At 63.7% G+C, this 14,844-nt stretch carries 13 protein-coding genes, 2 tRNA genes and 1 riboswitch; of the genes, 12 read left to right on the top strand and 3 right to left on the bottom strand.

The features are described 5' to 3' along the window. Window positions 1-8: 8 nt before the first annotated feature. The 12 genes from WIT60_RS05465 (at window position 9) to WIT60_RS05410 (ending at window position 11,407) form a co-directional block, all read left to right on the top strand. On the top strand, window positions 9-983 hold the full coding sequence (locus WIT60_RS05465; RefSeq protein WP_339582931.1) for a sulfite exporter TauE/SafE family protein: 975 nt from the start codon (window positions 9-11) through the stop codon (window positions 981-983). Between the two features lie 46 nt (window positions 984-1,029). Next, window positions 1,030-2,739, top strand: coding sequence for a nitrite/sulfite reductase (locus tag WIT60_RS05460; RefSeq protein ID WP_339582930.1), 1,710 nt, complete (start codon window positions 1,030-1,032; stop codon window positions 2,737-2,739). Between the two features lie 24 nt (window positions 2,740-2,763). Continuing rightward, complete coding sequence (locus WIT60_RS05455; protein ID WP_339582929.1) at window positions 2,764-3,270, top strand: DUF934 domain-containing protein; 507 nt, start codon at window positions 2,764-2,766, stop codon at window positions 3,268-3,270. A gap of 14 nt (window positions 3,271-3,284) precedes the next feature. Next, complete coding sequence (locus WIT60_RS05450; protein ID WP_339582928.1) at window positions 3,285-4,052, top strand: phosphoadenylyl-sulfate reductase; 768 nt, start codon at window positions 3,285-3,287, stop codon at window positions 4,050-4,052. Window positions 4,053-4,084: 32 nt separating this feature from the next. Continuing rightward, complete coding sequence (gene cysD / locus WIT60_RS05445; protein WP_339582927.1) at window positions 4,085-5,047, top strand: sulfate adenylyltransferase subunit CysD; 963 nt, start codon at window positions 4,085-4,087, stop codon at window positions 5,045-5,047. After that, window positions 5,047-6,372 carry a sulfate adenylyltransferase subunit 1 gene (locus WIT60_RS05440; RefSeq protein WP_339582926.1) on the top strand — a complete coding sequence of 442 codons (1,326 nt, stop codon included), beginning with the start codon at window positions 5,047-5,049 and terminating at the stop codon, window positions 6,370-6,372. Before cysD ends, WIT60_RS05440 begins: the two co-directional genes overlap by 1 nt. 33 nt (window positions 6,373-6,405) lie before the next feature. Next, window positions 6,406-7,224 carry a uroporphyrinogen-III C-methyltransferase gene (gene cobA, locus WIT60_RS05435; protein WP_339582925.1) on the top strand — a complete coding sequence of 273 codons (819 nt, stop codon included), beginning with the start codon at window positions 6,406-6,408 and terminating at the stop codon, window positions 7,222-7,224. 67 nt (window positions 7,225-7,291) lie between these two features. Then, window positions 7,292-7,615, top strand: a complete 324-nt coding sequence (gene fdxA, locus WIT60_RS05430) for a ferredoxin FdxA (protein WP_339582924.1) — start codon at window positions 7,292-7,294, stop codon at window positions 7,613-7,615. A gap of 14 nt (window positions 7,616-7,629) precedes the next feature. Next, window positions 7,630-8,709 carry an NAD(P)/FAD-dependent oxidoreductase gene (locus WIT60_RS05425; protein WP_339582923.1) on the top strand — a complete coding sequence of 360 codons (1,080 nt, stop codon included), beginning with the start codon at window positions 7,630-7,632 and terminating at the stop codon, window positions 8,707-8,709. A 40-nt stretch (window positions 8,710-8,749) separates the two neighbouring features. After that, a riboswitch (TPP riboswitch) is annotated at window positions 8,750-8,857 on the top strand. 81 nt (window positions 8,858-8,938) lie between these two features. Further along, window positions 8,939-11,101, top strand: coding sequence for a TonB-dependent siderophore receptor (locus WIT60_RS05420; protein WP_339582922.1), 2,163 nt, complete (start codon window positions 8,939-8,941; stop codon window positions 11,099-11,101). Between the two features lie 103 nt (window positions 11,102-11,204). After that, a tRNA-Asn gene (locus WIT60_RS05415) sits at window positions 11,205-11,280 on the top strand. A 51-nt stretch (window positions 11,281-11,331) separates the two neighbouring features. Continuing rightward, window positions 11,332-11,407: transfer RNA gene (locus WIT60_RS05410), tRNA-Asn, on the top strand. A 289-nt stretch (window positions 11,408-11,696) separates the two neighbouring features. On the opposite strand, the gene WIT60_RS05405 is transcribed toward WIT60_RS05410, so the two are convergent. The 3 genes from WIT60_RS05405 to WIT60_RS05395 all read right to left on the bottom strand — a co-directional run bounded on the left by WIT60_RS05405 (window position 11,697) and on the right by WIT60_RS05395 (window position 14,838). Next, complete coding sequence (locus WIT60_RS05405) at window positions 11,697-12,587, bottom strand: transglycosylase SLT domain-containing protein (protein WP_339582921.1); 891 nt, start codon at window positions 12,585-12,587, stop codon at window positions 11,697-11,699. Window positions 12,588-12,670: 83 nt separating this feature from the next. Next, complete coding sequence (locus WIT60_RS05400) at window positions 12,671-14,353, bottom strand: alkaline phosphatase (RefSeq protein ID WP_339582920.1); 1,683 nt, start codon at window positions 14,351-14,353, stop codon at window positions 12,671-12,673. Between the two features lie 14 nt (window positions 14,354-14,367). Beyond that, window positions 14,368-14,838 carry a hypothetical protein gene (locus WIT60_RS05395; RefSeq protein WP_339582919.1) on the bottom strand — a complete coding sequence of 157 codons (471 nt, stop codon included), beginning with the start codon at window positions 14,836-14,838 and terminating at the stop codon, window positions 14,368-14,370. Window positions 14,839-14,844 lie beyond the last annotated feature (6 nt).

Genomic DNA, 14,844 nt, shown 5'->3' with positions numbered 1-14,844 from the left:
CTCACCCCATGAAGATCCGCAACCTTGACCTGAGCGACAACCCCATCAACGCCGAACACCAGGCGTTGGGTCTGCCTCCGGTTGAAGATGACATCACTCACCCCTCCAGACACCCGGTCATGCGCATCGCGGTATGGGCCGTGACCTTCATGCTGATTGGCGTTGTGGCCTTTTTGACGACACGCTTGTTCAACGGCACGCATCAACTGACTGGATGGGAGTTGATCACAGAGACATTGACCGGCGATGCGTTCTGGAAAGCGGTTGCGGTGGGCTTGCTGGCGCAAACCGTGGACGGCGCCTTGGGCATGGCGTATGGGATCACCTCCAGCAGCTTTCTGATGGCCACGGGTTCGACGCCCGCAGTGGCAAGCGCCAGTGTGCACATTGCCGAAGTGTTCACCACTGGGGTGTCGGGCATTTCGCATGTGAAGCTGGGCAACGTGAACCGCAGCCTGTTCTTGCGCCTGCTGATTCCCGGAATGCTGGGCGCCTCGCTGGGCGCGTGGACCGTCTCGTCGGTCGATGCTGCCGTGATCAAGCCGTTTGTCTCTGTTTACCTGTTTTTGATGGGGCTGTACATCATCAGCAAAATCTTCCGCACCATCCAGGTTCGCAAGGAAGCCCCCAAGCATGTCGCCAAACTCGGCCTGCTGGGTGGCTACGTGGATGCCGTAGGCGGCGGTGGCTGGGGCCCAGTGGTCACAACCACGCTGGTGGGAACCGGTCAAGACCCACGCACGACCATCGGGTCGGTGAACCTGGCGGAGTTTTTCCTCACCTTCATCAGCGCTTCGGTGTTTGCCATGCTGATTGACGAGACCCCCTGGCCGACGGTAGCGGGCCTTGTGGTGGGCGGCCTGTTTGCCGCACCCTTTGCCGCCTACCTGACCAAGCGTCTGCACACCAAGACCCTGCTGGCGATCGTGGGCAGCGTGATTGCCCTGATCAGTACCTACAATTTGTACCGGGCGCTTTACTGAGGCCGCAAGCCTTGGTGATTTGGCCCTTTTTTATTTGACAGACCCCATGTACCAGTACACCGAATTCGACAAGCAATTTGTGCGTCAGCGCGCTGCACAGTTCCGCGACCAGCTTGAGCGCAATCTGGCCGGCAAGCTGGGCGATGACGAGTTCCGTCCGCTGCGCCTGCAAAACGGCTGGTACGTCCAGCGCCATGCGCCGATGCTGCGCGTGGCCGTGCCCTACGGTGAACTGTCGTCTGCGCAGATCCGCCAGCTCGCGCGCATCGCCCGCGAGCACGACCGCGGCTACGCCCACTTCACCACGCGCCAGAACGTGCAGTTCAACTGGATTCCGTTGACACAAAGCGCCGACGTGATGGACCTGCTGGCCGACGTCAACATGCACGGCATCCAGACTTCGGGCAACTGCATCCGCAACATCACGGCCGACGCCATGGTGGGCGTGGCTGAGGATGATCTGATCGATGCGCGCCCGTATTGCGAGGTGCTGCGTCAGTGGTCCACCCTGCATCCCGAGTTCGCTTTCTTGCCCCGCAAGTTCAAGATCGCTGTCAACGGTGCCAAGGAAGACCGCGCAGCCACGTTCTGGCACGACATCGGCTTGCATCTGGTGAAGAACGACGCTGGCGAAGTGGGTTTCCGCGTGCTGGTGGGCGGTGGCATGGGCCGCACACCCATCACGGCCAGCGAGATCAACGCCTTCGTGCCTTGGCAGCAGATTCTGGTCTACATAGAAGCGATTGTGCGTGTGTACAACCGCTACGGTCGCCGCGACAACATGTACAAGGCCCGCATCAAGATCTTGGTGAAGGCCGAAGGCCAGAAGTTCTTTGACCAGGTCAATGAAGAGTTCCAGAACATCCTCACCCGCGACGTGGACGGTGCGGCTCACCTGATCCCGCAGGCCGAGTTTGACCGTGTGAACGCCAGCTTCGCCTTTCCGGCTGCAGTGCAGGCCCATGTGCCGGCTGGCAACGGCCTGCCGGCCGACGCCTCGGACGCCGAGCGCAAGCAGTTTGCCAAGTGGCTGGAGCGCAATGTGCGCGGCCACAAGGTGCAAGGCTACAAGAACGTGACGCTGTCGGTGAAGCGCCCCGGCCAGGCGCCTGGCGACGTGACCGACACACAGATGGACGCGATCGCCGACATGGCTGACCGCTTCAGCTGCGGTGAGTTGCGCGTGACGCATGACCAGAATGCCCTGCTGCCCTTCGTGCGCGAAGAAGACCTGTACGCCCTGTGGCAAGCCGCCAAGGCCGCCACACTGGCTTCGCCCAACATCGGTCTGCTGAGCGACATGATCGCCTGCCCCGGAGGCGACTTCTGTGCCCTGGCCAACGCCCGCTCCATCCCCATCGCCAACGACTTGATCGCGCGCTACCAGGACCTGGACGAGCTGTACGACATTGGTGACATCGACCTGCACATCTCAGGTTGCATCAACTCCTGCGGCCACCACCACAGCGGCCACATCGGCATTCTGGGCGTGGACAAGGATGGTTCGGAGTGGTACCAGGTGACGCTGGGTGGCTCGGACGGTTCCGACCATGCCCCCACCAGCGTGGCTGGCAAGGTGATTGGCCCTTCGTTCTCGGCCGATGAGGTCACGGACGTGATTGAAGCGGTGATCGAAACCTACCGTGCGCAGCGTTCGGCCAACGAGAAGTTCATCGACACGGTCAAGCGTGTGGGCATTGAGCCATTCAAGACCGCTGCCAATGCCGTGCGTCGCACCACCGCCAAAGCAGCCTGATTCAGCCTCGCAGAAGGACACAGTATGAAATTCGTCGACATTCACCATGACCAGTGGCACACCGTGGGCGGTGAAGATGGCCCGGTGTCGCACCCGCCGATCAAGAGCTACAGCCTGCTGACGCTGGCCCAGTGGCACGCCGTGCGCGAGCAATGGCCTGCACCAGGCACCCATGATCACAAGCCTGTGGGCGTGATCGTGTCCAACGACACCGATATCGAAACGCTGGAAGCCGACGTGCCCAAGCTGTCGCTCGTGGTGTTGAACTTCCCGAAATGGGTGGACGGCCGCGCTTACACGCAAGCCCATATCCTGCGTTCGCGTTACCGTTTTCAGGGTGAGATCCGCGCCACTGGCGAGGTGCTGGTAGACATGATGCCACTGCTCAAGCGTACCGGCTTTGATGCCGTGGTGCTGCGCGCGGACCAGGATCGTGTGGCGGCCGAGCGCGCGTTGGGGTTCTTCACAGCGCGTGGCCACTACCAAGGTGACGTGCAGGTGACCAAGCCCGTGTTCGCCCGTTCGGTGTAAGCAGGGAGCGCAACATGAGCGAAACCTCTTCCTTGATCGGTGGCCCGGCGCCGGCGGGTTCGGCCATCACGCTGTACAACCATCCCAGCGCCGACTACGCGGCCAAGGTGCACGCCACCATCGAGTTGCTGAAGGCTGCTGCCATTGAGCACCCTGGCAAGGTCGTGCAGGCGACCAGCCTGGGCGTGGAAGACATGATCGTGACCGATCTGATCGCCCGCCACCAGTTGCCGATTGCGATTGGCACCTTGGAAACTGGCATGCTCCATGCCGAAACGGCCGCGCTGATCGGCACCATCGAGACGCACTATGCCGACGCCGGCATCCACGTCGAGGTGTACAAGCCTGTGAACGAGGCCGTGATCGAGTTCGTGGGCAAGCACGGTGAGAAGGCGATGTATGAAAGCATCGACCTGCGCAAGGCCTGCTGTGGCATCCGCAAGCTGGAGCCGCTGGGTCGCATGCTGTCCGAGCGAAGTGCCTGGATCACCGGCCTGCGCCGTGAGCAGTCGAACAACCGTGGCGACATGGCCGCGCGCGAACAAGACGACAAGGGCCGCACCAAGTTCAACCCGCTCATCGAGTGGACTTGGGGTGACGTGTGGCACTACGTGTCGGTGAACCACGTGCCTTACAACCCGCTGCACGACCAGTTCATGCCCAGCATCGGTTGTGCGCCCTGCACGCGCGCCATCGCTGTGGGCGAGGACTTCCGTGCCGGCCGCTGGTGGTGGGAGGACGAAAAGGCCAAAGAATGCGGCCTGCACGTCCACCAGAAGTGACCCGCACGACATGATTCAAGAGTGAGAAAACAATGAACGCCCCTGTGAATGTGAACCAACTGTTGGCGGATGTGGACCACCGCCACCTGGACGCGCTGGAAGAAGAGGCCATCTTCATCCTGCGTGAAGTGGCTGCCAGCTTCGAGCGTCCGGGCCTGCTGTTCTCCAGCGGCAAGGACTCGTGCGTGGTGCTGCACCTGGCCGAGAAGGCCTTCAAGATGAAGAACCCGGAAACGGGCAAGCTCGAAGGCAAACTGCCCTTCCCGCTGCTGCACGTGGACACCGGCCACAACTTCCCGGAAGTGATCGAGTTCCGCGAGCAGCGCGTGGCTGAAATCGGTGAGCGCCTGATCGTGGCGCACATGGAAGACTCCATCAAGCGTGGCACCGTGCGCCTGGCGCACCCGCTGGAATCGCGCAACGGCCACCAGACCGTGACGCTGCTGGAGGCCATCGAAGACAACCGCTTCGACTGCCTGATTGGCGGCGCCCGCCGTGACGAAGAGAAGGCCCGCGCGAAAGAGCGCATTTTCTCGCACCGCGACAGCTTCGGCCAATGGCAGCCCAAGGAACAGCGCCCTGAGCTGTGGAACCTGTTCAACACCCGCATCAAGCCGGGCGAGCACTTCCGCGCCTTCCCCATCTCGAACTGGACCGAGCTGGACGTGTGGCTCTACATCGCCCGCGAGAACATCCCGCTGCCGGGCATCTACTTCAAGCACCCCCGCCAAGTGATGCGCCGCAAGGGCCTGCTGGTGCCGCTGACCGATGTGACGCCAGCGCTGGAAGGCGAAACCATCGAAACGGTGGACGTGCGCTTCCGCACCGTGGGTGACATGACCTGCACCTGCCCGGTGGAGAGCGATGCTGCCAGCCCGGAAGACATCGTTGCTGAAACCCTGCACGTGACCGTGAGCGAGCGTGGCGCCACCCGCATGGACGACCGCACGTCCGAGGCCTCGATGGAGCGCCGCAAGAAGGAAGGTTATTTCTGATGAGCACCGTGATTCACAACGAAGCCAGCGCCGAACTGGCGCACAAGGCCCTGCGCTTCCTGACCGCTGGCAGCGTGGACGATGGCAAGAGCACCCTGATCGGCCGCCTGCTGTTTGACAGCCGCGCCATCCTGGCCGACCAGCTCGACGCGCTGGAAAAGCGCGCTGCCGGCGCCCCGATCGACCTGTCGCTGCTGACCGACGGCCTGGAAGCCGAGCGCGAGCAAGGCATCACCATCGACGTGGCCTATCGCTACTTTGCGACCAAGACCCGCAAGTTCATCATTGCTGACGCCCCTGGCCACGAGCAGTACACCCGCAACATGGTGACGGCTGCCGCCGGCTCGGACGCCGCCGTGGTGCTGGTGGACATCACCAAGATCGACTGGAAGGCGTCGCCCGTGCCGCTGCTGGCGCAAACCCGTCGCCACAGCCTGCTGGCCAACCTGCTGCGCGTGCCGAACATCGTGTTCGCCATCAACAAGCTGGACGCCATTGAGCAAGACACCGAAACCGCGTTCAACAACGTGAAGGCCTCGCTGGAAGCCTTTGCCGAGCAAGCGGGCATCGTCAACAAGGGTGTGATCCCAGTGTCGGCCCTGCGTGGCGACAACGTGACCACCCCGAGCGCCAACTGGCCCTGGTACCAGGGCCCCACCCTGCTGCAGGTGCTGGAACAGCTGCCGCCGAGCGACGAACGCCACGACGGCGCTCTGCTCCACCCCGTGCAGTATGTGACCCGCGACAGCGTGGGCGAAGGCGAAGCCACGGCTTCAGGCACAGGTCACCAGTACCGCGCATTCTGGGGTCGCATCGCCCACGGTGCCGTGCAGGCCGGTGACGAAGTGCAGATCTTCCCCTCGGGCGAGACCGCCATCGTGGCCGAAGTGCGCCACTCGGCCCTGGTCGTGGACCGCTGCGAAGCGGGTCAGTCGGCCGGCATCGTGCTGGACCGCCAGGTCGACATCTCGCGCGGCGACTGGATCCACACCCCCGGCAGCATCAAGCCCACCGCCGAGTTCAGCGCTACGCTGGCCTGGCTGGACACCGAACCTGCCGTGGTCGGCCGCAAGTACTGGGTGCGCCATGGCAACCGCTGGGTGCAAGCTCGCATCACCGCGATCGACAACCGCCTGGACATCCATACCCTGGCCGACCAGGATGCGCATGAGTTGGCGGTCAACGAGATCGGCACCGTGCAAATCCAGACGCAGCAACCGCTGCCGGTGGAAGCCTACGTGGACAACCGCGTGGGCGGTGCCCTGATCGTGGTGGACCCAACCACCAACCGCACCAGCGGCGCGCTGCTGGTCAAGGCTGCCTGATCGCGCGGCCCGGGTCTTGCTGGAGAAGGCGTCATGACTGATACTCGCTCGACCCCTGCTTCGTCCTCCTGCGCCCGTGTCGTCTTCATCGGCGCCGGGCCTGGAGAAGCCGACCTGATCACCGTGCGTGGCGCCCGCTTGTTGGCTCAGGCCAAGGTGGTGCTGTTCGACGCCCTGGCCGACCCAACACTGCGTGATCTGGCACCCGACGCCGAATGGGTGGACGTCGGCAAGCGCGGTTTTTCCGGCAAGCCAGGCAGCGACTTCAACGGCCAGACCCGCATCAACCACCTGCTGGTGGAACATGCGCGCGCCGTGGGTGCCCAATTTGGTGCCGATGCCATCGTGGCGCGGCTCAAAGGGGGCGACCCCAGCCTGTTTGGTCGCCTGGAAGAGGAGTTGAGCGCCTTGCGTGACGCGCAGATCAGCACCGAAGTGGTGCCGGGCGTGACCTCCGCGCTGGCAGCGGCCGCGGCCACCCGGCGCCCTTTGACCCGACGTGGCACCGGCCGCAGCGTCAGCTTCACCACCGCGATGACCCGCACGGGTGACCTGAAGTGCGGCATGGGCCCAGGGCAACGCGCCGACACCGAGGTGTTTTACATGGCGGGGCGTCAACTGGGCCCTCTGGGCAAAGGTTTGCTGGATGCCGGCTGGCCTGCCGACACCTTGGTGAGCGTCGTGTCGCGGGCGGGATGGCCCGATATGCGCCACACCCTGCACCGTGTGGGCACCCTGGACGAGGCCAGCGCCATCCACGCCGGACGCCCCACTTTGGTGATCGTTGGCGCTGGCGCCACTGAAATTCCTGAACAACCCTTGACCCATATCGCCCTTTGCGGCGAAGGCTGATCAAGGTGGGGCGTGTTTGCCCCGGTAAAATCCGATATTCACCTTTAACCGATACAAGAGACCTGACATGACCCACGTCGTCACCGAAGCCTGCATCAAATGCAAATACACGGACTGTGTGGACGTGTGCCCGGTGGACTGCTTCCGCGAAGGCCCCAACTTCCTGGTCATCGATCCCGACGAGTGCATTGACTGCGCCGTGTGCATCCCCGAGTGCCCTGCCAACGCCATCCTCCCCGAGGAAGATGTGCCGGGCAACCAGCAGCAGTTCATCCAGATCAACGCCGACCTGGCCAAGACCTGGCCCAGCATCACCAAACGCAAAGACCCCCTGCCCGACGCCGACGAGTGGAAGGACAAGACGGGCAAGCTGGGCGATCTGATCCGCTGAGCGGAGCGGTGAACATGCCGTCGAGGGTGGACACCGATGCCGTGGTCATCGGGGCCGGACCGGTGGGCCTGTTTCAGGTCTTCCAGTTGGGCCTGCTGGGCTTGAAGTCCCACCTCATCGACGTGCTGCCTGAAGTCGGTGGCCAGTGCGTGGCGCTGTACCCCGACAAACCCATTTACGACGTTCCCGGCGTGCCGCTGTGCACTGGCCGGGAATTGGCGCGGCTGCTCCTGACACAGGCGCGGCCTTTCTTGCCTCTGGATGTGGCGTCCGGCCAGTGCGAACAGGTTCACCTGGGGCATCTGGTCAGTGAGTTGCAGGTGGAAGGCGATGGGTGCTTTGTGGTGCGCACCGACCAAGGGCTGCAGTTGCGAGCTCGCTCGGTGTTCGTGGCCGCGGGCGCTGGGGCGTTCGTCCCCCGCACGCTCAACCTGCCCGCGCTGGAAGGGGCGAAGAACGTCCACTACCACTTGGACGACACCACGATTGGGGCTTTGGCCGGCCGGCATGTGGTGATTTCCGGGGGCGGAGATGAGGCGCTCGGTGCGGCCCTATCCCTGTCTGCCTTGCCTGACAGCGTGCAGCCCTCTGAATTGACACTGCTCCATCGACGAGACCAATTTCAAGCAGAGCCGGAGTTGGATGCTCAGGTCCGCCACTTGTTGACATCGGGCCGGCTGAAGCTGGTGGTGGGCATGCCCACCGATGCGCTCGTGCAAGATGGCCGGGCCCGGTCTGTGACCGTGCTCGGCGCAGACAGTGTCCCCCGAGAGTTGACGTTCGATCACCTGCTGGTGCGCCAGGGTATGAGCCCGAAGCTCGGGCCTGTGAGTCAGTGGGGGATGAGTCTGGATCGCAAGCAGGTGAGCGTATCCGCCGCGACCTTTGAAAGCAGCACGGCGGGCATTTACGCCGTGGGGGACATCAACACCTACCCCGGCAAAAAGCGCCTGCTACTGTGTGGCTTCCACGAAGCCACCTTGGCCGCCCATGCGGCTGCCGCGGCCTTGAACCCAGAGGCGCCGCAACACCTGCTGTACACCACGACGAGCCCCCTGTTGCACCAACGCCTGGGCGTTCTGCAGGGACATTGAGCCCGCACTTCCGGACAGTGCCCGACTGGGCATAGAATGCGACCTTCGCTAGGGGTGCGTTGCCGATGTGGACATCGGTACACGCTGAGAGAGTCCCTTTGAACCTGAACGAGGTCATCCTCGCGTAGGGAAGCACAAGCCGAAGCCAGACACGCCTGCACAGGTGTGTCTGCGCTCGCTGCAGCCCCACCGAGACGCCTCATCTGTCTTTGCCGCGGAGCTGTACAGAATGCGTCGTTTTTCTTCCCCCTTCACTCATCGCCGTCTGGCCCTGACACCATTGGCCGCGGCGGCCTGCTGGCTGTGCGTCAGCCTGAGTGCCCAGGCGCAAAGCGCCAACGATGAGGCATCCACCCTGCCCTCCGTGGGCGTGAGCGCTTCGGCCAAACGCCAGGCCAAGGCCAGCATTGCCGGACTGGGCGACGGCCCAGCGTGGCAGCAACCCGTGCAAGCCCAAACCTTCAGTGAAGAAATGCTGAAGGATGCGCAGGTGACGCGGCTGGCCGACTTGACCAAGCTGGATGCGAGTGTGAGCGATGGCTACAACACTGTGGGCTACATCGACACGCTGACCGTGCGTGGATTCACACTGGACAACGCTTACAACTACCGACGCGAAGGCCTGCCCATCAGCGCTGAAACGCGAATCGGTCTGGACAACAAGTCGGGGCTGGAGGTGTTCAAGGGCACCAGCGGCATCCAGGCTGGCGTCAGTTCACCAGGGGGCATGGTCAATCTGCTGGTCAAGCGCCCCGAAGGACGCACCCGGACCGCAACATTCTCACTGGACAGTTCTGGCAGCGTCCTCGGCGCCGTGGACATAGGTGACCGCTTCGGCGAGCAACGCCAATGGGGCGTGCGCGTGAATGCGGCCATTGAGCGCCTGAACAGTCCGGTGGACGCCAGCGAAGGTCATCGGCGTCTCGCTGCAATCGCCGTCGACCATGTGCTCAAGCCTGGGCAGATCCTGGAAGCAGAGTTGGAGCACAGCTACACCAGTCAGCCCAGCATCCCGGGTTTCAGCATGTTGGGTTCCGTGTTGCCCTCGGCCAGTGCCATCGATCCAGGCATCAACCTCAACAACCAGCCCTGGACGCAAGCAAGCCAGTTCCGCGGCACGACGGGGTCTGTTCGGCTGAAAAGTGACTGGGGACAAGGCTGGCGCAGCACCATCAGCTATGGCGCTCAGTATCTGAAATCGAACGACCGGGCGGCCTTTCCCTCAGGTTGCGATGCGGAGGGCGTGTACGACCGTTACTGCGCCGACGGCACCTTCGACGTGTATGACTTCCGCTCAGATGATGAAAGCCGGACCACCCGCGCCTTGCTGGCGCAGTTGGAAGGCAAGGTCGAAACCGGGCCAGTGAAGCACGATGTCGGCGTGTCCTTCCTGCGCAGTGTTCACTTCAGTGACCTGCACATGGCATCGTTCAACTATCCGCCAGTCGGGACGGGCAACATCACCGGCAACTTCCCTGATCTGCCTGCTGACCCTTCGCTACAGTATCCCAACACCGACCGGCATGAGCGCAGTTCCGAAGTGACGTTGCGTGACGCAATGCAGTGGGGTGACTGGCGTGCCTGGGTGGGGCTGCGGCACAGTCAGATCCGCCGACAAGCCATTCGTGCCGACTACAGCTTTGTGACGCCTGTGCTCCACAAGACCGCCAACACCCCATGGGCTGCACTGGGCTACACCATCGCTCCGCAAACACAGGCCTACGTGAGTTGGGGCGAGGGCATTGAGTTGATGTACGCCCCGCGCAAGACTGCAAACGCCGGCGCCCCCCTGCCCTTGTTCAAGAGCCGCCAGACGGAGATTGGCGTGAAGGGGCAAACGCAGGGTGAGCATGGCGTGCACAACTGGAGCCTGGCGGCATTCCGCATCAGCAAGCCCGAAGGCGCGACAACCCCCACAGATGTTTACGTGATGGACGGACGCTCCCAGCACCTGGGCTTGGAAGCGTCCTGGCAGGGGCGTCAAGGCCCCTGGGCTTGGGCAAGCAGCGTCATGCTGTTGGATGCCAAGCGCAAGGACAGCATGTACGCGGCCAATCTGGCGCCAACCAATGTACCGGACCGCTTGATCAAACTGTCCGGCGCCTACACGTTCAAGGGGCCTTTGGCTTTGACCGCACAAGCTGACATCGTGCACGAAGGTCGTCGTTGGGTGGATGTGGCCAACACCACACGCACGCCTGCGTGGACTCGCACGGATCTGAGCCTTCGCGCAACGCAAGGTTGGCAAGGTCAGACCATCACTTGGCGTCTGGCAGTTCAGAATCTGTTTGACAAGCGTGCGTGGCGTGAAGCCCCCAACAGTTTCGATCACATTTATCTGCTCCCCTTGCAAGCGCGCACCGTCAGCGCATCGGCTCAGATCGATTTCTGATTGGCAGACCGTTGATGGGAAACGACAACAGATTGAAGTGGCGAGACAAAACATGCTATAGTTTCGTTCTCGGTTGATTGACGCAACGCAGACATCAACCTGATCCCCGATAGCTCAGTCGGTAGAGCGCCGGACTGTTAATCCGTAGGTCCCTGGTTCGAGCCCAGGTCGGGGAGCCAAAAATTCAAGACGGCTTTGCGCGCCGATATGCAAAGCCTGACATCGTTTGATCCCCGATAGCTCAGTCGGTAGAGCGCCGGACTGTTAATCCGTAGGTCCCTGGTTCGAGCCCAGGTCGGGGAGCCAAAAACAAGGCCCGCAAGCACATGTTTGCGGGCCTTTTTCTTTGCGCGCTCTCTGGCGAGCCGCAGAGCGCATGGCCCTCAAGATCGCACATTTCGGCACAAGACGGAGCGACACACAGGCCTCGGGCAAGCTGACGCGAGCACTTATCCCCGCTTCCTGTGGATAAGCTTGTTGGCAAGCCTTGGGCAAGGCGACCCCGCCCTGGGTAGACCCTGTGTTTGCTGCGAAATGAGGCAGCTGGCCTCCTTCCGAAAGAGCTCGCGCCATCCTGACGTGGCTGCTTGCCGCTTCAACGGCTGGGAGGGCTCACGATGACCGCCGAGGGGCGCGTGATCTTGTGGTCAAAGGGGTGGAATGTGCTGCCCACGGCGTGCAGGATGCGCTTCACGTACCTGCGCGTTTCCTGGTACGGGGGGATGCCTTTGTAGCGTTCGACCTTGCCCTCCCCAGCGTTGTAGGCTGCAGCGACCAAGGCCACGTCGCCTTGAAAGTAGGCCAGCAGCCAGCGCAGATAGGTGAGACCGCCACGGATGTTCTGGGCAGGGTCAAAGGGGTTGCGGACGTTGAAACGCTCGCTGGTTTCGGGAATGAGTTGCATGAGCCCCTGGGCATTCTTGGGAGACAGGGCCTGCGTGTTGAAGTTCGACTCGGCCGCCATGATGGCCAGGGCCAGTTGCGTGTCCACCTGATAGCGTGGCGCCAGTTTCTGGACCAGCTTGAGGATGTGCCGGGGGGCGATGGCCTCGTAGTTGATGCCGGGAACGCCTGCCTGAGCGCCATCGTCATTGACGGGTGCGGAGCGCAGGCATTCAGGCACCTCCTTGGTCGGGCCACCCACCACCGTCAACATGCGTTGTGCCTGCGGCAGGCCCTGCTCAGCGGCGGCCTGGAAGAAGTAGGCCGCGGCCACGTCGTCGCGCGGGCCGCCGCGACCGTTGGCATGCATCCAGCCCAGGTTGTACTGGGCTTGGGCATCGCCCAGGCGGGCGCTCTCGCAGTACAGCTGGCGTGCCTGCTCGGGGTTGCGCGCCACGCTCTCACCGTGCTCGTAGGCGATGGCCAGCTCACGCAAGGCCTCAGCGGACTTCGGCGGGGCTTCGAGCGCCCAGGCGGGCGCCAGGGTCATGGCGCCATACATCGCCAGCCCCCAGAGAGCGTGCTTGGAGGAAATCGGGTGCATGTGTGCAGTATGCACACCTGGCCGCGTCTTGTGTAGGGTTAACCCACGCTTGGCCACGGCCCCATGGGCCCATGGATGCGTGCTCAGGGCAGCAGGCTGGCGCGGATCAGTGTGATGGCCTGACGGGGCACGTAGACCTTGCCGGTCGGCTCGGCCAGCACCACCACGCCTTCGAGTTCGTGGGTGCGATCAGGCACCACCAGCTCGTTCTTGTGGATGGGGAGGCGCACCTCGCCGCCGAGGTTGTTGCGCACCCGCAGAACCGGATTGGCGGCCTGGCTGCGATCCAGCTCGGCCTGCAAGCCCAGGGCGGTCAAGGCTGGCATGGCCTCGACGAACAGGCGGTCGCGCAGCGTCATCAGATCGAAGCCCATGGCGTTGGCCATGTGGTGAGCCAGATCGGTGTTCTCCCACAGCCCACTGATGCGCCCAGGACCGTAGCTGTACAGAAAGGGGTCGCCTCCGGTGTGGCCGTTGGTGGTCCAACCAAGCCCTGCACGCGACGAGATCATCGGGCCCAACACGTACTGCAGCCAAGATTGCGGCGGCGCGTTCTGGATGCTCTGCACTTCTTGCGCGCTCAGGTCCTCAATGCCCCAGTGGCGTGCCAGCACGTTGCGGATGTGCGCCTCGGACTTGTCCTGGGCCATGAGCCGCGCGAGGCCCTCCCCCGTGAGTTGGGCGCGCCGCAGCGGTGTGACCAGGCTGTCGTCGTCGGTGGTGGCGTACTTCGTGGCCTCTCGACGGCCGATGGTCAGGCCGCCGTTGCCGTGGTCAGACGTGCTGATGACGAGGGTCTGGCCATCGGCGCGCGCGAAGTCCAGCGCCACTTTCACGGCCTCATCGTAGGCGCCCAGATCGCTGACCACCCCTGAGGGGTCATTGGCGTGCGCGGCCCAGTCGACCTTGGAGCCTTCCACAAACAGGAAAAAGCCATGACGCCGCCCCTTGTCGCTGCGCGAGAGCACCTCGATGGCCTTGCGGGTCATCTCGGCCAACGAGGGCTGATCGGGCGCGAACTCGGCGCGATCGAGGTCGTAGACCATGTCATCGGCAGCGAACATACCGAACAGCTTGGCGCCGGTGGCTGCCGCCATCTGTGCACGGTTGCGGACGTAGTCGTAGCCCTTTGCTTGCAGCACGCGCACGAGGTCTTCGTTGTCCTGGCGCACGCCGCGGCCATCGGCCATGGGCAGCAGGTACTGCTCGCCGCCCGCCAGAACGACGTCAATGTGCTGATAAACCTGCTGCTCGCCGATGTCGGCATAGCGACCGCGGTCGTGGCTGTGCGCGCTGAAGGCGGCCGGTGAGGCGTGCTGGATGTTGGCGGTAGCGACGAGGCCGGTGGCACGCCCGGTGAGACGCGCCCCTTCGAGCACGGTGGGCACAGGCGCATAGGCCTCGGCCGGGTTGGCGTTCACGCCGGCGATGGTCACCCGCCAAGGGGAGACGGCAATGCCTTTGTCGGTGCCTTTGTGGCCGGTGGCAAAGGCCGTGCCGCCCGGAGCGGAATCGGTGATGATGGAATCGGCCCCGTAGGTCTGCACAGCACCGGTCAGGATGTCGTCAGAGGCCAGGCGCTTGCCCTTGACCCAGCGCGTGAGGGCCCAGGCTTCGTTGGGCGTGCCGTCGCTCATCATGAAGATGACGTTGCGAACAGGCGCAGGGGTGCCCGCCGCGGACAGTGGTGCGGGGGTGTGGCCACAGGCCGCCAGGGTAGCGACCAGCGCCAGAGTCAGCAAAAGGCGTGAGCAGCGCGTGCGCATGGGGGCTCTCCGGGTCAGCGCTGCGGCGAGGCCACGCGGGACCAAGTGCCGTCCGCTTGCCAGACCTCGATGGTGCAGTCGGAGGCCGGCACGGGGTCGATGCTGCCGTACCACTCGGAGATGGCAGATCCGCAGGCCTGGGCTTGTTGCGCCAGGGCCTGCCAGCGGCCCTTGCTGATGCGGGCCTGCTTGCGCAAGGTTTCGCCGCTCAAGAGGCTGCGGGGCGGCACGCCCAGGCGGTACACGCCGTTACCGAACTGGTGCATGACGGGCAGTGTCGGGGGCTGGCGCACGCCGTTGACCTCCAGGCGCTTGGCCGCCGAAGGGTCGTAACGCTGGTTCAAAGAGAACCAAGCGAGCGGACATTCGACGGCCGGTGTGTCGGGCTGGTCGTGCGGCAGGATGTAGCCGTTTTCAAGGATGCGCAGCAAATGGATGCCGAGCGTGTAGTGCCAGGCGAGCAGCGGGGCGGAATCTTGTTTCATCGATGC

Source organism: Aquabacterium sp. G14 (genome assembly GCF_037482285.1).
Taxonomy (GTDB): domain Bacteria; phylum Pseudomonadota; class Gammaproteobacteria; order Burkholderiales; family Burkholderiaceae_C; genus Aquabacterium.
This window is presented reverse-complemented; position numbering and strand designations above follow the sequence as displayed.

Bases quoted from the DNA above. Each gene is read 5' to 3' on its own strand.
- WIT60_RS05465 (WP_339582931.1), top strand. From the start codon at position 9: ATGAAGATCCGCAACCTTGACCTGAGCGACAACCCCATCAACGCCGAA.
- WIT60_RS05400 (WP_339582920.1), bottom strand. From the start codon at position 14,353: ATGCGCACGCGCTGCTCACGCCTTTTGCTGACTCTGGCGCTGGTCGCT.
- fdxA (WP_339582924.1), top strand. From the start codon at position 7,292: ATGACCCACGTCGTCACCGAAGCCTGCATCAAATGCAAATACACGGAC.
- WIT60_RS05420 (WP_339582922.1), top strand. From the start codon at position 8,939: ATGCGTCGTTTTTCTTCCCCCTTCACTCATCGCCGTCTGGCCCTGACA.
- cysD (WP_339582927.1), top strand. From the start codon at position 4,085: ATGAACGCCCCTGTGAATGTGAACCAACTGTTGGCGGATGTGGACCAC.
- WIT60_RS05460 (WP_339582930.1), top strand. From the start codon at position 1,030: ATGTACCAGTACACCGAATTCGACAAGCAATTTGTGCGTCAGCGCGCT.
- WIT60_RS05440 (WP_339582926.1), top strand. From the start codon at position 5,047: ATGAGCACCGTGATTCACAACGAAGCCAGCGCCGAACTGGCGCACAAG.
- WIT60_RS05395 (WP_339582919.1), bottom strand. From the start codon at position 14,838: ATGAAACAAGATTCCGCCCCGCTGCTCGCCTGGCACTACACGCTCGGC.
- WIT60_RS05405 (WP_339582921.1), bottom strand. From the start codon at position 12,587: ATGCACCCGATTTCCTCCAAGCACGCTCTCTGGGGGCTGGCGATGTAT.
- WIT60_RS05450 (WP_339582928.1), top strand. From the start codon at position 3,285: ATGAGCGAAACCTCTTCCTTGATCGGTGGCCCGGCGCCGGCGGGTTCG.
- WIT60_RS05455 (WP_339582929.1), top strand. From the start codon at position 2,764: ATGAAATTCGTCGACATTCACCATGACCAGTGGCACACCGTGGGCGGT.
- cobA (WP_339582925.1), top strand. From the start codon at position 6,406: ATGACTGATACTCGCTCGACCCCTGCTTCGTCCTCCTGCGCCCGTGTC.
- WIT60_RS05425 (WP_339582923.1), top strand. From the start codon at position 7,630: ATGCCGTCGAGGGTGGACACCGATGCCGTGGTCATCGGGGCCGGACCG.